13 protein-coding genes are annotated in these 16,189 nt (G+C 65.8%); 10 read left to right on the forward strand and 3 right to left on the reverse strand.

The features are described from left to right. Positions 1-14 precede the first annotated feature (14 nt). The 3 genes from LRX75_RS01660 to LRX75_RS01670 all read left to right on the forward strand — a co-directional run bounded on the left by LRX75_RS01660 (position 15) and on the right by LRX75_RS01670 (position 3,455). Entirely contained in the window at positions 15-830 is an 816-nt protein-coding gene (locus tag LRX75_RS01660) for a transporter substrate-binding domain-containing protein (RefSeq protein ID WP_231811462.1), read from the forward strand. A gap of 88 nt (positions 831-918) precedes the next feature. Beyond that, positions 919-1,929, forward strand: a complete 1,011-nt coding sequence (locus tag LRX75_RS01665; protein ID WP_231811463.1) for a zinc-binding alcohol dehydrogenase family protein — start codon at positions 919-921, stop codon at positions 1,927-1,929. A 2-nt stretch (positions 1,930-1,931) separates the two neighbouring features. Then, positions 1,932-3,455 carry a UxaA family hydrolase gene (locus tag LRX75_RS01670; RefSeq protein ID WP_231811464.1) on the forward strand — a complete coding sequence of 508 codons (1,524 nt, stop codon included), beginning with the start codon at positions 1,932-1,934 and terminating at the stop codon, positions 3,453-3,455. Positions 3,456-3,509: 54 nt separating this feature from the next. Here the strand turns inward: LRX75_RS01670 and LRX75_RS01675 are convergent, their stop codons facing one another. Further along, on the reverse strand, positions 3,510-4,364 hold the full coding sequence (locus tag LRX75_RS01675; RefSeq protein WP_231811465.1) for a GGDEF domain-containing protein: 855 nt from the start codon (positions 4,362-4,364) through the stop codon (positions 3,510-3,512). 242 nt (positions 4,365-4,606) lie between these two features. On the opposite strand from LRX75_RS01675, the gene LRX75_RS01680 reads away from it, so the two are divergent. From LRX75_RS01680 to LRX75_RS01710, 7 genes are all read left to right on the forward strand, one after another. Further along, positions 4,607-5,035: a MerR family transcriptional regulator gene (locus tag LRX75_RS01680; RefSeq protein WP_231811466.1), complete on the forward strand. Its 429-nt coding sequence runs from the start codon at positions 4,607-4,609 to the stop codon at positions 5,033-5,035. Continuing rightward, positions 4,974-5,390, forward strand: a complete 417-nt coding sequence (locus LRX75_RS01685) for a carboxymuconolactone decarboxylase family protein (RefSeq protein WP_420851140.1) — start codon at positions 4,974-4,976, stop codon at positions 5,388-5,390. The genes LRX75_RS01680 and LRX75_RS01685 overlap by 62 nt, the downstream gene beginning before the upstream one ends. 215 nt (positions 5,391-5,605) lie before the next feature. After that, the gene (locus LRX75_RS01690; RefSeq protein ID WP_231811468.1) at positions 5,606-6,592 is read left to right on the forward strand and encodes a BMP family protein; all 987 of its coding nucleotides are present in this window, start codon (positions 5,606-5,608) and stop codon (positions 6,590-6,592) included. A gap of 7 nt (positions 6,593-6,599) precedes the next feature. Continuing rightward, a complete protein-coding gene (locus tag LRX75_RS01695; protein WP_231811469.1) occupies positions 6,600-8,018 on the forward strand; it encodes an amidase in 1,419 nt (472 codons plus the stop codon). Between the two features lie 2 nt (positions 8,019-8,020). Further along, positions 8,021-9,541, forward strand: coding sequence for an ABC transporter ATP-binding protein (locus tag LRX75_RS01700; RefSeq protein ID WP_231811958.1), 1,521 nt, complete (start codon positions 8,021-8,023; stop codon positions 9,539-9,541). Beyond that, a complete protein-coding gene (locus tag LRX75_RS01705; protein ID WP_231811470.1) occupies positions 9,531-10,580 on the forward strand; it encodes an ABC transporter permease in 1,050 nt (349 codons plus the stop codon). Before LRX75_RS01700 ends, LRX75_RS01705 begins: the two co-directional genes overlap by 11 nt. Then, positions 10,577-11,521 carry an ABC transporter permease gene (locus LRX75_RS01710; protein ID WP_231811471.1) on the forward strand — a complete coding sequence of 315 codons (945 nt, stop codon included), beginning with the start codon at positions 10,577-10,579 and terminating at the stop codon, positions 11,519-11,521. Before LRX75_RS01705 ends, LRX75_RS01710 begins: the two co-directional genes overlap by 4 nt. Positions 11,522-11,874: 353 nt before the next feature. On the opposite strand, the gene LRX75_RS01715 is transcribed toward LRX75_RS01710, so the two are convergent. Both LRX75_RS01715 and LRX75_RS01720 read right to left on the reverse strand, forming a co-directional pair. After that, entirely contained in the window at positions 11,875-15,234 is a 3,360-nt protein-coding gene (locus tag LRX75_RS01715; RefSeq protein WP_420851126.1) for a DEAD/DEAH box helicase, read from the reverse strand. 135 nt (positions 15,235-15,369) lie between these two features. After that, entirely contained in the window at positions 15,370-16,140 is a 771-nt protein-coding gene (locus LRX75_RS01720; RefSeq protein ID WP_231811472.1) for an SDR family oxidoreductase, read from the reverse strand. Between the last annotated feature and the right edge of the window lie 49 nt (positions 16,141-16,189).

Below are 16,189 nucleotides of genomic sequence, written 5' to 3' on the forward strand. Positions count from 1 at the left end.
CCGGGAGGAATACCATGAACAGACGTAACCTGCTTGCTACCGTTTCCGCGGCGGCCTTCGCCCTCGTTATCGGTCTGCCGATGCTGGGCGGCTCGAACGCCATGGCCGATACGCTGGCCGACATCCAGCAGCGCGGCAAGATACGCATCGCCGTCGATCTGGGCTCGCCGCCCTTCGGCATGACGGACGCGCAGATGCAGCCCACGGGCTCCGACATCGAGAGCGCGCGTCTGGTCGCCGAAGCCCTCGGCGTCGAACTGGAACTGGTGCAGGTCACCGGTCCGAACCGCGTTCCCGCGCTCCTCACCGGCCAGGCCGACATCGTCATGGCCTCGTTCAGCGTCAATGCCGAGCGCAAGAAGGTGATCGATTTCACCGATGCCTATGGCGTCATCCAGATCGTGGTTGCAGCCGGCTCGGGCGCCGGTGCGAACGCCACCAAGCCGGAAGACCTGAACGGCGTGCAGGTCGGCACGACGCGCGGCTCGACCAACGACCTCGAGGCGACGGCCAAGCTGCCGGGCGCGCAGCTGACGCGCTACGATGACGACGCGACGCTGGTGACTGCCCTCGTCTCCGGCCAGGTGGACGTGATGGCGTCCTCGCCGCAGATCATGACCGCCGTCAACCAGCGCCGCGCGGCCGACCCGCTGACGGTCAAGATCGTGCTGAAGACCAATCCCTACGCCATCGGTCTGCGGAAGGGCGAGGACGCTCTGAAGGCCAAGCTGAACGCGGTCATCGCTGAAAACCTGAAGAACGGGAAGCTCAGCGAGATCTACAATCGCTACACGGGCGTGCCGCTGCCGGCGATCCTGCCGAAGACTTGATCGCGCCGCCGATGGCGCAAGCGCGGAAGCCGGTCATCCCGGCTTCCGCACCCTGACGAGACTGCGAACGATCTGCGAAGGTGATGCTATGAGAGCCCTGATCTGCAACGAGCCCGGCCGTCTTTCGGTCATCGACCGCCCCGTTCCCGTGCCGGCGCCGGGCGAGGTTCTGGTCCGCATCCGCCGCGTCGGTATCTGCGGGACGGATTACCACATTTTCCAGGGCAAGCACCCCTTTCTCGAATATCCCCGGGTCATGGGTCACGAGCTCTCGGGCACGGTGGAAAGCGCGCCGCAGGGCAGCGCCCTGAAGGCAGGGGAGGCGGTCTATATCGTGCCTTACCTGTCCTGCGGCACCTGCCACGCCTGCCGGAAGGGTGTCTCGAATGCGTGCCAGAGCATCGCCGTGCTCGGCGTGCACCGCGATGGCGGCATGGCGGAATATCTCTGCGTGCCGGAAGGCAACGTCGTGTCGGCTGGCGGCGCCTCGCTCGATGCCGCAGCCACCATCGAATTTTTGGCCATCGGCGCACATGGCGTGAAGCGCGGCAGCGTTTCGGCCGAGGATCGCGTCCTCGTCGTCGGCTCCGGCCCCATCGGCATGTCGGCGATCATCTTCGCCAAGGCGCGCGGCGCGCATGTGACCGTCATGGATGTCCGCGAGGATCGTTTGGGCTTCACGCTCGACAGGCTCGGCGCCGATGCGATGATCATGGCGGATGCGTCGGCGGAAGCCGAGGCTTCGCGGATGACCGGCGGCGACTTCTTCGACGTCGTCATCGACGCGACGGGCAATGCCGCGGCCATGCAGCGCGGCTTCGGCTTCCTCGCCCATGCCGGGCGCTATGTGCTCGTCAGCGTGGTGCGCACCGACATCACCTTCTCCGACCCGGAGTTCCACAAGCGGGAGGCGACGCTGTTTGGCAGCCGCAACGCACAGGCTGACGATTTCGCCGAGGTCGTGCGCCAGATGGCGGCCGGCCGGGTGCCCGTCGATGCGCTCATCACGCATCGCGGTGCGCTCGCCGACGGACCGGAGCTATTTCCGCAGTGGCTGCGCCCGGACGCCGGCACCATCAAAGCCATTCTGGAGATCTGACCATGGCGACGCCCCGCATCCTGCGCCTCAACGATGCCGACAACGTGGTCATCGCCATCGACCGCGTTTCGACCGGCGACAGTCTGCAGAACGGCGTGGTGGCGCGCAGCGCGGTGGGTAAGGGGCATAAGATCGCGCTGGCGCGGATCGCCGAAGGCGAGCCGATCCGCAAGTTCGGCCAGATCATCGGCTTTGCCGCCGTTCCGATCGCGCCGGGTGACTGGGTGCACGAGCACAATGTCGCGATCCACGACTTCTCCCGCGACTATGCCTTCGCCTCGGAGGCGCGCCCCGATGGTGGTCTCCTCGCCGGCGAGGTGCCGGAGACATTTCAGGGATTCCGCCGTCCGGACGGGCGTGTCGGCACGCGCAACTATATCGGCATCCTGTCTTCGGTGAACTGTTCCGCGACTGTCGCCGGTTTCATTGCCGAGGCGGTGGAGCGGTCCGGTATCCTGAACGATTATCCCGATGTCGACGGCGTTATCCCCTTCACCCACGGCACGGGCTGCGGCATGGCCTCGAAGGGCGAGGGCTACGACATTCTGGCGCGCACCCAGTGGGGCTACGCCACGCATCCCAACCTTGCCGCCGTGGTTCTGGTCGGCCTCGGCTGCGAGGTCTTCCAGATCCCGCGCCTCAAACAGCAATATGGCATCGTCGAGGGCGATCATTTCCAGAGCCTGACGATCCAGGAAGCCGGGGGGACGCGCCGCTCGATCGAGGCCGGCGTCGAGCGCATCCGCGATCTTTTGCCGCTGGCCGCGAAGGCGCGCCGTGAGACCGTTGCCGCCTCCGAAATCACGCTGGCCCTGCAGTGTGGCGGCTCCGACGGATATTCCGGCCTCACCGCGAACCCCGCGCTCGGCGCAGCCGTGGACCAGCTGGTCCGGCAGGGCGGCACGGCCGTCCTGTCGGAAACGCCCGAGATTTTCGGGGCCGAGCACCTGCTGACCCGGCGGGCCGAGAGCGCGGCGGTCGGGCAGAAGATCGTCGACCTGATCGACTGGTGGACCGACTATGCCGCGCGTGCCGGCGGCGAGCTGAACAACAATCCGTCGCCCGGCAACAAGGCCGGCGGGTTGACGACGATCCTCGAAAAGTCGCTCGGCGCCGTCGCCAAGGGCGGCACCTCGACCCTGCGCGGTGTCTATGCCTATGCCGAGCGCATCGACCGCAAGGGCTTCGTCTACATGGACACGCCCGGCTACGATCCGGTTGCCGCAACGGGCCAGGTGGCCGGTGGTGCCAATGTGATCGCGTTTACCACGGGGCGCGGCTCGGCCTATGGCTGCAAGCCGACGCCATCGATCAAGCTCGCCACCAATTCCGATCTCTACCGTCGCATGGAAGAGGACATGGACATCAATTGCGGCGACGTCCTCGAAGGCGTGAGCATCGAGGAAAAGGGCCGGGAGATCTTTCAGACCGTCCTGCGCGTCGCCTCCGGCGAGCGCTCGAAGTCCGAAGAGCTCGGCTATGGGGCGAACGAGTTCGTTCCGTGGCAGATCGGGGCGACGATGTGATGCCGATCCAGGATGGGGCTCGGAGCGTCCACCCTGTCCGTACGCAGGGTGGCTCTATCCGATCCTCGCGATCGGCAGCAAAGGCTGGATCGCATTGCCGTTCAGGGCGTTCTTCTTGATCTGCGCGGAGATATCGGCGTCGTGTAGCACGCAGTTTCGGCCGGACGCCTTTGCGAGGTAGAGGGCCTTGTCTGCCGCCGCGAAAAGGGGGCCGAAGCCGGAATAGGTGGAGAACTCCGCAACGCCGGCGGACACCGTCACCGATGTGACCTGGTCTCCCAGCTGGATGGGGCTGCGCCCCACCATCGACAGAGCCTCTTGCGCGAGCGCCAAACGCTCCGGCGCCTGCAGGCCCACCACGAGAGCGGCGAATTCCTCCCCGCCGATCCGCGCGACGACATGGGGCGCGGGAAACATGGCCGTGAGGACGGCGGCGACGGAGACGATGGCATGGTCGCCGGCATCATGGCCGAAACTGTCGTTCAGTGCCTTGAACCGGTCGATGTCGAAGACGACCAGAGAGGCATCGCCGCGATGGAGCGCATGGGCTTCGAGAAAGGCGCGCCGGTTGAGCAGGCCGGACAGCTGGTCGGTCTGGCTCAGATGCTGGAACGTCGCCCGCGAGATCGACAGTTCGTGGATCGACAGCCCGACGATATAGAGGATGCTGAAGGTCAGCGAGCTGGCAAGAAAGGTCGTGATGATGACGCCGACGGTCGCCGCCGGCACAACGGCATAAGGGAGCAGGCCGAAAGCATCGAGCGTGAGATGCGCGGCCACGTTCAGGATATCGGCGACCAGAACGACCGCAAGCGTGATGCGGCTGGCAAAGGACAGGACGTCGCTACGCGTGGCAAACGCATCGGTTGCGCACAGCCTGAGGATGCGGCGTTTCACCCATGCGTTCATGACGGCAGTTCTCCCTTGGACGCCATTCTAGCTGCATGCACTTAATAGAACGCGTATGGAAACGGATGCTTTTGAAAAGACCCTGCGAAAGACTTTTCTGGCTGACATGCGACGCCAGACCGTCCCCGGAACGGGATCCGAGACCAGCGCGTCGGCGGCAACACGCCACAACATTTTATCCTTGACTGAGAGTGCACTCGAACCCGTAGCCTCGGGAGCGTCATTGGAAGAGAAGGGGGCCCATGAAGATCGGTGAGCTTGCAAGACGGTCCGGGCTATCGGCGCATACCATCCGCTACTATGAGCGTATCGGCCTGCTGCCCTATGCCGATCGCGACGGATCGAGCCAGCGCGATTACGATGCCGGCATCCTCACCTGGATCGCCTTCCTGCGCCGCCTGAAGGCGACGGGCATGCCGATCCGGGAGATGCTGCTTTACGCGGACCTCCGCAGCCGCGGTCCTTCGACCGAACCGGAGCGGCGGACCCTTCTGGAGCGGCATCGGGATCGCGTCGGGCAACACATCGCCGATCTCCAGGCCAATCTTCTCGTCCTTGACACGAAAATCTCCGGATATGCCGGATCAGCACAAGGGACAGACCACAATGATGCAGGAACACCGACGCGCGAGCGAAACCCGGCTGGAAAGAGGGCGGCGCGCCCTCGCTGAGATCGACGGCCAGGCGGGGGAAAACGTCGTAGCCGCTCTGGCGGATATCGCCCCGGATTTCGCGACCTATCTCATAGAATTTCCCTTCGGCGACATCTATAGCCGGCCGGGCCTCGATCTGCGGGCTCGGGAGATTGCGACCATTGCGGCTTTGACGGCCATGGGCACGGCGGCGCCACAGCTGAAGGTCCATATCGAGGCCGGGCTGAATGTCGGGATAACGCGGGACGAGATCACCGAGATCATGATGCAGATGGCGGTCTATGCCGGCTTCCCCGCAGCACTCAACGGCCTCTCTGCAGCAAAGGACGTCTTCGGGAATCGGGACGCTCACACGCTCCCGCAGACGGCATAAGCGGCCGGCATCTCTCCCGCACCGATCCCGAGACGCTGGCGCGTCGATCCGCCAGCGCTCGAGTTTGTTGCGGGAGCGTGTCGATACGGAACGCTTTTACAGGAACGCATCTGTGGGTAGACAAGCCTTGCTCATTTTATAACCCCGTAAGCCGCTTGACACATTTTTAGGCCCCTCATAGAAATTGAACCAATCGGTAAAAAGGGGGAACGCAAATGACGAAGAAATTCATGATGTCGCGCCGTGCCATTCTGGCATCGGGAATGGCCCTCGGCGCGAGCGCCTTTGCGCCCTCCCTACGCGCCGCAACGCCGGTCAAAGTCGCCGGCATCCACGGGTCTCCGGTCGAAAATGCGTGGAACTCCGTGCTTCACAAGGCGCTTCAGGACGCCGCCAAGGACGGCACCATCGAATATGTCTTCTCGGAAGGCGTCTCCGGCACGGACTATCCCCGCGCCATGCGCGAATATGCGGAGCAGGGGGCAAAGCTGATCATCGGCGAAACCTTCCCGGTCGAGAAGCAGGCGCGCGAGGTTGCCGCCGACTATCCCGACACGGCTTTCGTCATGGGCTCCAGCGGCAAGGAAGCCGGCGACAACTTCGGCGTCTTCGGCACTTGGAACTTCGATGGCGCCTATCTCGCGGGCATGCTTGCCGGCAAGATGACCAAGTCTAACGTCGTCGGCTCGGTCGGTGCCATGCCGATCCCGGAGGTCAACATGCTGATCAACGCATTTGCCGCGGGCGTTAAGGCCGTCAACCCCGATGCCAAGCATCTCGTCACCTTTATCGGCACGTTCTTCGATCCGCCGAAGGCGCGCGAAGCCGGTCTCGCGCAGATCGATGCCGGCGCGGACATACTGTTCGGCGAGCGCATCGGCACGGCGGATGCCGCCAAGGAGCGCGGCATCCGGTCCGTGGGGTCGCTGGTCGATTACACGCCGCGCTACCCCGATACGGTGTTTGCGAACGCCCTCTGGAACTTCCGCCCGATCCTGAACGCCGCCCTGGCCGATGTCGCGAGCGGCAAGCCGACCGGTCGCGACTACACCGCCTATGGCCTGATGAAGGAAGGCGGCAGCGATATCGTGTTCGTGAAGGGCATCGCACCGGCGGATGCCGAAGCCGCGATGGAAGCCAAGCGCGCCGAGATCAAGGCCGGCACGTTCGACGTTCCGCGGGTTGCGGACGAGCCGAAGTAGCCTGCGCGTGACGGCCGATGCGACCGCGCTGGCCGAGGCGATCGCCAGCGGCCGCCTCACCAGCACGCAGGCCATGCAGGCGTCCTTCGCTGCTGCCGAGACCTTCGCGGGCCTCGGCGCCATTGCCTATCGGGACGAGGCGAGGGGCCTTGCCGCCGCCGCCGCCATCGATGACCTTCCTCCCGGCGCGCCGGAACGTGCCGCCATGCCGTTCGCCGGTGTGCCGACGCTTGCCAAGGACTTGGGCGGGCCCTTTGCGGGCTTTCCGGTCGCGGCCGGCTCCCGCTTGCTTGCCCGTGCCGGTGCGGAAATCGACAGCCCGGATTCCGATCTTGCCGCACGCTTCCGTGCCGCCGGCCTCTGCCTTTTCGGGCTGACCACGAGCCCCGAATTCGGGCTCGCGCTGGCAAGCGAACCGGCCATCGGCCCGGTCTGCCACAACCCGCTCGATCCCGGGCGGACGGCCGGCGGTTCGTCGGGCGGGGCCGCGGCCGCCGTCGCCGCCGGTATCGTCGCTATCGCCCATGCGACGGATGCGGGCGGGTCGATCCGCGTGCCGGCCGCCTGTTGCGGCCTCGTCGGCCTCAAGCCCAGCCGCGGCGCGATGCCGGCCGGCCCGAACTTCGGCAATCATCTCGGCGGCATCGCCTCGGAGCTTGCGGTCTGCCGCTCGGTCCGCGACACGTCGAGGATCTTTGCCGCACTCAGCGGACATGCGCGCGGCCCGTTTCCGCCTGCGACACAGGCTTGCGAGGCCACAGGCTCCCTTCGCATCGGCATTCTCACCGACACCGGCACGCAATACCCGACCGACGCAGACCGGATGGCGACCGTCGAGGCTGCGGGACGGGCGCTCGCGGCGGACGGGCACCGGCTGGTCTCCGTGCCCTTCGCGGCGATCGAGGAGGCCTGCGCCGCCAGCCGCCGCGCCTTCGTCGATATCGTCTGCGCGAACCTCGCCACGGCCGTCACCACCTTCGGCCTCGATGCCGCGCGCGCGGAGACGCTGACGCAGGCCGTCATTGCGCGGGGCCTGTCGCTCCCGGCCGTCGATCTGTGGAAGAATCTCAACGCCATGGTTCTCGTCAGCCGCGATCTCTGGCGTCTCTTCGACGGCATCGACGTTCTGCTCTGCCCGATCCTCTCGGGCCCGCCCTTGCCCATCGGCTCCTTCCCGAGCGATCACACGGATCTCGACCTGCACTTCGGACGCATGGCGGCTTTCGCGCCGATGGTCTCGCTGGCCAATGCTTCGGGATGTCCGGCCCTCACGCTTCCGTTCGGCAGCGATGCCGCCAGCCTGCCATTGCCGGTTCAGATCATGGCGCCGATGGGCGGCGAGGCGCTGCTTCTGCAACTGGCGCGGCGTCTGGAGCGGGAGGAACGGTATGTGCATCGGTTCCCCGTCGCAGGGCTGACGTCATGACGATGGCCGTGCCCGTGCTCGAGATCGTCGACGTCAGCAAGCGTTTCGGCACCAATCTCGCCAATGACGGCATCTCGCTTTCGCTTGCAAAAGGGGAGATCGTCGCCCTTCTCGGCGAGAACGGCGCCGGCAAGACGACGCTGATGAGCATTCTCTTCGGCCATTACGTGCCCGACAGCGGCAGGGTACTGGTCGACGGAACGGCTTTGCCGCCGGGCAAGCCGCGTGCCGCCATCCGGGCCGGCATCGGCATGGTGCACCAGCATTTCTCGCTCGCCCCGAACCTCACGGTTCTTGAAAACGTGATGACGGGAACGGAAAGCCTCTGGTCGCCCCGCTCCCGCCGGGCAGAGGCCCGTGCGAAGCTTGCCGACATCGCGCGACGCTTCGGGCTTGGCGTCGATCCCGACGCCCGGCTGGGGGATCTCTCGGTGGGCGAGCAGCAGCGCGTGGAAATCCTCAAAGCCCTCTACAACGATGCCCGCATTCTCGTGCTGGACGAACCGACGGCGGTGCTGACACAGGCCGAGGCCGAGACGCTGTTCTCGACGCTGAAGGTCATGGCGCGGCAGGGTCTTTCGCTCATCTTCATATCGCACAAGCTGGACGAGGTGATGGCGACCGCCGACCGCATCGTCGTGCTGCGCGGCGGCCGCCACGTCGCGGACCGCAAGGCCTTGGAAACCAGCAAGGCGGAGCTTGCCGAACTCATGGTCGGGCGCAGCGTGGCGCGGCCCGTGCGGGAGGCGGCGGTACCCGGCGAAACGGTTCTGGAGGCTGCCGCCGTGACGGTACGCCAGCACGGCGTCGATACGCTGAAGGCGGTGGATTTCCGCCTGCGGGCCGGCGAGGTTCTCGGCATCGTCGGCGTTTCCGGAAACGGGCAGGGCGTCCTCGCCCGGCTTTTGTCGGGAACCGTATCCCGCACCGCGGGAGACCTCCTCCTGTTCGGCAAGCCCGTCGATCGTCTCACCGTCGCCGATGTCGTGGCCGCCGGCATCGGGCGCATCCCGGAGGATCGCAACGCAGAGGGCGCGATCGGCGAAATGGCGATCTGGGAAAACGCCATTCTCGAGCGGCTTGGCGACTACGCGCGATACGGCCTCGTGGACCGCGTGGGCGGCATGCGGTTTGCCGGCGATATCATCGCGCAATTCGACGTGCGCGGGGGAGCGCCCGCCACCCGCACGCGGCTGCTCTCCGGCGGCAACATGCAGAAGCTCATCCTCGGTCGCAACCTCATCAAACGCCCGCGCATCCTGCTCGCCGCCCAGCCAGCGCGCGGTCTCGACGAAGGCGCGGTCGCCGCCGTGCACGAACGCATCCTCCAGGCGCGCAAGGCCGGCACGGCCGTGCTGCTGATCTCGGAGGATCTGGACGAGGTGATGGCGCTGGCCGACCGGATCCAGGCCATTGTCGGTGGCCGGCTGTCGCCGCCGATCCAAAACGAGGAGGCCGACCGGCAGAGGCTCGGCCTGATGATGGCCGGCGAATGGCAGGCGGAGGTGACCCATGCGGTTTGAGCGGCGAGAACACCGGCCTCTCGCTCTGGTCATCGCCACGCCGATGCTTGCGATCCTCGCGGCGCTCGCCATCTCCGGCGTGCTGATCGCCATTGCCGGCGCGCCCGTCCTCGAGGCCTACTGGCGCATTCTGAAGGGCGCGTTCGGCTCGCGCCTTTCGGCCACGGAAACGCTGACACGCGCCACGCCGCTGATGCTCACCGGCCTTGCCGCGGCCGTCGCCTTCCGGGCGCGGCTGTGGAATATCGGCGCCGAAGGCCAGCTCTATCTCGGGGCCATCACCGTGGCCGCAGCAAGTTCGCATCTCCTCGGCGGTCTTCCGCCGGTCGTCCAGATCCCCGCGCTGCTCGCGCTCGGCGCGATTGCGGGCATGGTTCTCCTGCTGGTGCCGCTCTGGCTGCGCTTGCGCTTCTCGGTCGACGAAGTGGTGACGACACTCCTGCTCAACTTCGTCGCCGTCCTCTTCGTCTCCATGCTGATCGACACGGTGCTGAAGGACCCCGCCGCCTTCGGCTGGCCGCAATCCCAATCGGTGGAGGATGGCGCGATGCTGCCGAAACTGCTGTCGCGCTCCCGCCTCCATCTCGGCCTCGGCATCGCGCTCGTCCTCGCCGTTCTCCTGCATGTCGTGCAATCGCGCACGGTGTTCGGCCTCCAGTCGCGCGCCGCCGGCCTAAACCCGCAGGCCGCTGTCTTCGCCGGCGTGCCGCTCGGTCGCACGCTCGTGGCCGTGGCCTGTATTTCAGGCGGCCTTGCAGGCCTCGCAGGCGCCGTGGAGGTCATGGGTGTCAAGGGCTATGTCACGACCGACCTCTCGCCGGGCTACGGCTATTCCGGCATCGTCGTCGCCATGCTGGCCAACCTGCATCCGCTCGGCGTGGTGCTCGCTGCCCTGTTCACCGCGACGATGTTCGTCGGTGCCGACGGCATGAGCCGCAGCATGGGCATTCCGAGCTATATCGCGGATCTCACCGTGTCGCTGTCGCTGCTGACCATGCTGGTCGCCTTGTTCTTCACCCAGTACAGGATCCGCCGATGACCGCGGTGCTCGACATTCTCGCGTCCGCCGGGCTCTGGGCCGCCGTGCTGCGCATCGCCACGCCGCTGATCCTCGGGACGCTCGGCGCGCTTCTCTGCGAGAGGGCAGGTGTCCTCAATCTGGGGATCGAGGGCATCATGACGTTCGGCGCCATGATCGGCTGGCTCTCGGTCTACAACGGCGCCGACCTGTGGACGGGCCTGCTCGTCGCGGCCATTGCCGGTGCGGTCTTCGGCGCTCTGCATGCGCTGCTCACCGTCACGCTCGGCCTGTCGCAGCATGTGTCCGGTCTCGGTGTCACCCTGTTTGCCTCCAGCCTCAGCTATTTCCTCTTCCGCCTGCTGGTGCCGGTCGCCGGCACGCCGCCGACCATCGAGCCGTTCCAGTCGATCGCCATCCCGGGTCTGAGCGATCTGCCCTTCGTCGGCCCGGCGCTGTTCGTCCAGACGCCGCCGACCTATCTCGCGATCCTGATCGCGCTGACCATGGCCTACGGCCTGTTTCGCACCCCGCTCGGCCTCGCCATCCGCATGACCGGGGAAAACCCGCATGCCGCCGAAGCGCAAGGCATCAACCCGATGACGGTGCGTTACGGCGCCGTCATGGCCGGCAGCGCCCTGATGGGCATGGCCGGCGCCTTCCTGACGCTCTCGGCCTTCAACAGCTTTTTTCCGACGATGGTGCAGGGGCGCGGCTGGATCTGCATCGCGCTCGTCGTCTTCTCCTCCTGGCGCCCGGGCCGCGCGCTGCTCGGCGCGCTCCTCTTCGCCTTTTTCGACGGCTTCCAGCTCCGCCTCCAGACCACTCTGGGCGGCACGGTCCCGTATCAGCTCTTCCTGATGATCCCCTACATCCTCTCCATCGCCGCCCTCGCCATCATGGCCCGCCGCGCCCGCGTGCCCCAGGCGCTGATGCAGCCATACCGGCGCGGTGAACGGTAAACGGGGGCGACGAGATTTCGCGCAGCGGGTGTTTCAGGCTGGCATTTATGTTCCATAACGTTGATTATGTGATTAAGCCGTGTAGCCGGGTGGGTTCAAGGATGAAGTGAAACTTCCGAATGATACCAATGGGTTGTCACTCGCAAGAAAGATGCAAACGGAACGCACGCAGCGATTTATTCATGCGACAATTGGGGCTCCAGAGTTGCTGCACCTCGCCTTTCAATCGTCTGGTCAATGTCAACGTCGGGAGCGAGGATGACGACCTTCAGCTTGGTCGAGACCAGCAGCGAGCGGAGTTGTGATGTCCTGTCTGATCACCATGCCGCAGAAAGAATTGCATCGCCTCGACGTCATTCGGAAGATCCGAGATCAGCGCCTGAGGGTTCGGACTGTCGCGCATGCTTTCGGGCTCCCGGCTTGCTGCTTCTTCTCACCAAATTCAGCCTCAGCAAGGTCTCGCAGGCCTTGAGCCTTTCGAGGGCGGTGGTTGTCGGGCATTCGTAGATGAGGCGATCGTCGCGCAGTGTTGGCGTCTGGTGTCGGGACAGCGCGGCGACGAGCTTCGCGGATGGCGCCTTTTTCAGGGTGATCGCGATGGCGCGGGGGCCGGCATCGATCCTTGCAGCCCCGATCCGCGCGGCCATCCGCTTCAGCCTTGCAAGCCGCAGCAGAAGGGAAACCTCGTTGGGCACCTCTCCGAAGCGATCCTCGTATTCTTCGGCAAAATCCTCGATCGCCGCGATGGAGCCGGCGCGGGCGAGCTTCGCGTGGAGGTTGAGACGCACGGTCGCGTCAGGCACGGAGGTCTCCGGGATGGAGCCGGAAAGGCCGAGCGTGAGCACGACGTCGAGATGCGCCTTCGCTGTGTTGCCGCCGAGAGCCCGCTCCAGAAGCATCTGGTAGAGACTGACGCCGATGGCGCGCATGTGGCCGCATTGATCGTCGCCTGCGATATCGCCGCCGCCGCGTTCGTCGAGGTCGCCGAGGCTGATGGCAAGGCCGGAGCCCAGCCGGTCGTTTTCGATCAGCGTCTCGAGACGCCGCCGGGTGTCCTCCGCCATCTCCCGGTCCGGCTCCGTCAGGAGATAGGCCGTTCCCTGGATCTTTCCACGGCCCACCCGGCCGCGCAGCTGATGCAACTGGGCGAGACCGAACCGGTCGGCGTTCCAGATGAAGATCGTGTTCGCCTGGGGAACGTCGAGTCCGCTCTCGATGATGTTGGTCGACAGCAGCACATCGCCCTCGCCGTCCGCGAAGCCGACCATGATCCCGTCCATTTCGACGGCCGGCAGCTTGCCATGGGCGACGCGGATGCCAAGCTTGGGCACGATATCGCGGAGCATGGCCTCGATGCCGTGGAGATCCTCGATCCGGGGCGCCACGACGAAGCTCTGGCCGCCGCGGCGGTGCTCCCGCATCAAGGCGACGCGCATCGTCGCGCGATCGGCCGGGCTGAGACTGGTCCTGACGGGGCGCCGGCGCATGGGAGGAGTCGTCAGCAGGCTGACATCCTGAAGCCCGACGAGCGCGGCCTGCAGGGTGCGGGGGATCGGTGTTGCCGACATCGTCAGCGTATGAAGCAAGGGGGCCAGCGACTTCAACGCCTGCTTGTCGCGCATGCCGAAGCGGTGCTCTTCATCGACGATCAGCAGTCCCAGATCCGCAAAGGCCACATCCTTGGCGAGGACGGCATGGGTGGCGACGACGATGTCGATCGCACCTTTGGCAAGGCCGGCCTTCACGGCTTTCGCCTGTTTCGGCGTCATGACGCGCGAGAGCATGGCGACGGTCACACCCGTTCCGGCGAAACGCCGCTCGAAAGCGCCGAAGTGCTGGCGGGCGAGCACGGTCGTCGGCGCAACCAGGACCACCTGGCGGCCCGAGAGGGCAGCGGCTGCCGCGGCCCTCAACGCGATCTCCGTCTTGCCGAAGCCGACATCGCCGCAGATCAGCCGTTTCATGACCGATCCCGAGGCGAGATCGGCAAGGACAGCATCGACGGCCGCCGTCTGATCGGCGGTCAGGCTGTAGGGGAAGCGGGCGCAGACCTTGCCATAGGCCGCACGCGGGGGCACGAGAACGGCACCGGCTTTCGCCTGATGTTCGCGGGCGAGCGCTTTCAGCTGCTTGGCCGCCGTTCGCACATCGCGTGCCACCACCGCGCGCTTTCTCGCCCAGGCATCCGTGTGCAGCCGATCGAGCGCGACGGCTTCCGGTGTCGAGCCATAACGCCACAGCTTGCCGAACTCGTCCATCGGCACAAGAAGCGAGGCGCCGTCCCGATAGGCAAGCCGCGCCGCATCCCGTCGTTCGCCATCGATCTCGACCGTTTCCAGGCTCTCGAGAATGCCGATGCCGTGATCCTCGTGAACGACGACATCGCCGAGCGTCAGGTCGGGCTCTTCCAGCCCTGCCATCACAGCGGAAGAGACGGAACGGCCGAGCACGTCGGCCGCGGCGATCACGATCCGCTGTGCGGACGTGTCGAGAAAACCCTGCTCCAGCGTTGTGTCGAGTTTCAGCACGCTGCCCGTTTCGGCGTCAGCCACCTCGCGCCACCGCGTGACCGGGACGATCTCCACATTCAGCGCGCGTTCGACCCGACGGCAGAGGCCATCGAACAGCTTGCCGTGTCCCGCAAGGACGATGGTTTCAGACGTCTGCTTCTCCTTGAGGAAAGCCAGAAATGTCCGGCGGGGGTTCGCCGCACCGAGAAAGTCCGGCAGCACATCGCGCGCCGACATCGCAAGATCTGCCGAGGGCTGGCCCTGCACGCGGTCGGCCCATTCCCTGCCATCGAGATAGAGAGAGGTATCGGCCGAGCGGCGATGTCCGCGCAGATCCTGTTCGGCTTGCTGCGCGTCGCGGATGATATCAAGATAGGTTTCGAGCCGCGCATCGATGCCGGGCGCGAGAATGACCGGTACGCCGTCCAGCATGTCGAAGACGGTCTGCATATCGCCATAGAGCTGGAAGAGCCCCCGCTCGGTCACGTCGAAGGAGGATGTGCCGTCGATGCCGGTCACCTCGTCGGAGGGGATCGCTTCGCTCGCCGGGCCGAACACCATGCTGTCGCGGGTGATGACGGTGCGCTGCGTCAGCGGGTCATAGGTCCGCAACGCGGCAATGCCGTGGTCGGCGTCCAGCTGGATCCGCATGGGCAGCATCTGCCCGGCCGGAAAGATGTCGATCACGTCGGCGCGGAACGCGACCTCGCCGGGCTCGTCCACCAGCCCGTCCTCGATGTAACCGGTCATGGCGATGAAGGCGCGGAACGCGGCCTCATCGAAGCGTGTGCCCGACGTCAGCTCGAAGAAGCTGCGCTTAATGATATCGAGCGGCGGGATCCTCTGCAGGGCGGCATCCAGCGACGTAATGAACAGCGCCGGGCGCGTGGTTTGACACCAGACCCGCAAGGCATCCATCCGCCGTCCCATGCATTGGCGGGACGGCGAAATGCGATCATAGGGCAGACAGTCCCAAGGCGCGAGCAGGACGACATCCGCTTCCGGATCGAGCATCCGAACGGCCTCCGCGACGCCAGCCGCCGCCGTCTCGCTGCGGGCGATATAGGCAAGCGACCGCTGCGTGCACAGCACCGTTTCCATCAGCTTGGCGGCAATCAGACCCGATGGCGGTCTGGGCAGGATGGAGGCGATATCGGGAGAAACGGGAATGGACGTTTCTGTATAATCCGTGACGCGCAACACACACTCCCCTGCCCTTTTTCAGGGCCAAAACGCTGGATGCTCGGACGGTCCGGAGCGGATCGTTCCGGCATCACAATTATCCCGGGGATGGTTGGTTCCTGCGTCCTGCGCTGCGATGGTCTTGGGATAAAGAACTCAGTGCCCGCTCTCCCGCGCCTTGCGCGCGAAGTCGTTGAGTGTGGTCAGCGTTTCGTCGAACCGCGTCTCCTGCTCGGCGAAGCGCAGGAAGCCGACGGCCTTGACGAGGATCTCCGCCGGTGTCGGCTGCTGCGAGAAGAGCGCCATGACCTCGTCCATGAAGTCGTTCAGCGGCATGTAGCCCGAGCGTGTGGATTGGCCCGGCGTCAGCTCCGTCTGCACGGCCGGCGGTGCCAGTTCGATGACCTCGACCTTGCCCTTCAGCACATCCCGCAGGCTGACCGTGTAGGAGTGGATGGCCGCTTTCGTCGCCGAATAGGTTGGCGTCGAAACGAGCGGCACGAAGGCGAGGCCCGAGGACACGTTGACGATGGCGGCATCCGGCCGGGTCGTCAGGTGGTCGATCAGCGCGTTGGTCAATCGGATCGGCCCGAGGAGATTGGTCGCGATGGTCGATTCCGCATCCGTCAGATCCCGCGACCGGTCGAGGTCCTCGAACATCATGACGCCGGCATTGTTGATGAGGACGTTCAGGTCCGGATGGTTGCGGATGACATCGGCGGCGAAGGCCGCAATGCTCTCCGGGCTGGCAATGTCGAGCGCATAGCCCACGATGCCCTCATGGCCTGCGGCGACCGCGTCCAATCGATCCTGCCGCCGGCCGGCGATGATGACCGTGTTGCCCTGCGCATGAAAGCGCTCCGCCAGTTCGCGCCCGATGCCGGATGCGCCGCCGGTGATGAGAATGGTGTTTCCGCTGGTTTTCATGATCTGCCTCACGAGGATGGATGGAGTTTGCGCTGATTGTCCACCAGAG

Origin of the sequence: Rhizobium quercicola (assembly GCF_021168455.1) — a bacterium.
Taxonomy (GTDB): Bacteria; Pseudomonadota; Alphaproteobacteria; order Rhizobiales; family Rhizobiaceae; genus Ferranicluibacter; species Ferranicluibacter quercicola.

What these genes read in the sequence shown, in the direction of transcription:
- LRX75_RS01660 (WP_231811462.1), top strand. Translation starts at nt 15, where the DNA reads ATGAACAGACGTAACCTGCTTGCTACCGTTTCCGCGGCGGCCTTCGCC.
- LRX75_RS01665 (WP_231811463.1), top strand. Translation starts at nt 919, where the DNA reads ATGAGAGCCCTGATCTGCAACGAGCCCGGCCGTCTTTCGGTCATCGAC.
- LRX75_RS01670 (WP_231811464.1), top strand. Translation starts at nt 1,932, where the DNA reads ATGGCGACGCCCCGCATCCTGCGCCTCAACGATGCCGACAACGTGGTC.
- LRX75_RS01675 (WP_231811465.1), bottom strand. Translation starts at nt 4,364, where the DNA reads ATGAACGCATGGGTGAAACGCCGCATCCTCAGGCTGTGCGCAACCGAT.
- LRX75_RS01680 (WP_231811466.1), top strand. Translation starts at nt 4,607, where the DNA reads ATGAAGATCGGTGAGCTTGCAAGACGGTCCGGGCTATCGGCGCATACC.
- LRX75_RS01685 (WP_420851140.1), top strand. Translation starts at nt 4,974, where the DNA reads ATGCAGGAACACCGACGCGCGAGCGAAACCCGGCTGGAAAGAGGGCGG.
- LRX75_RS01690 (WP_231811468.1), top strand. Translation starts at nt 5,606, where the DNA reads ATGACGAAGAAATTCATGATGTCGCGCCGTGCCATTCTGGCATCGGGA.
- LRX75_RS01700 (WP_231811958.1), top strand. Translation starts at nt 8,021, where the DNA reads ATGGCCGTGCCCGTGCTCGAGATCGTCGACGTCAGCAAGCGTTTCGGC.
- LRX75_RS01705 (WP_231811470.1), top strand. Translation starts at nt 9,531, where the DNA reads ATGCGGTTTGAGCGGCGAGAACACCGGCCTCTCGCTCTGGTCATCGCC.
- LRX75_RS01710 (WP_231811471.1), top strand. Translation starts at nt 10,577, where the DNA reads ATGACCGCGGTGCTCGACATTCTCGCGTCCGCCGGGCTCTGGGCCGCC.
- LRX75_RS01720 (WP_231811472.1), bottom strand. Translation starts at nt 16,140, where the DNA reads ATGAAAACCAGCGGAAACACCATTCTCATCACCGGCGGCGCATCCGGC.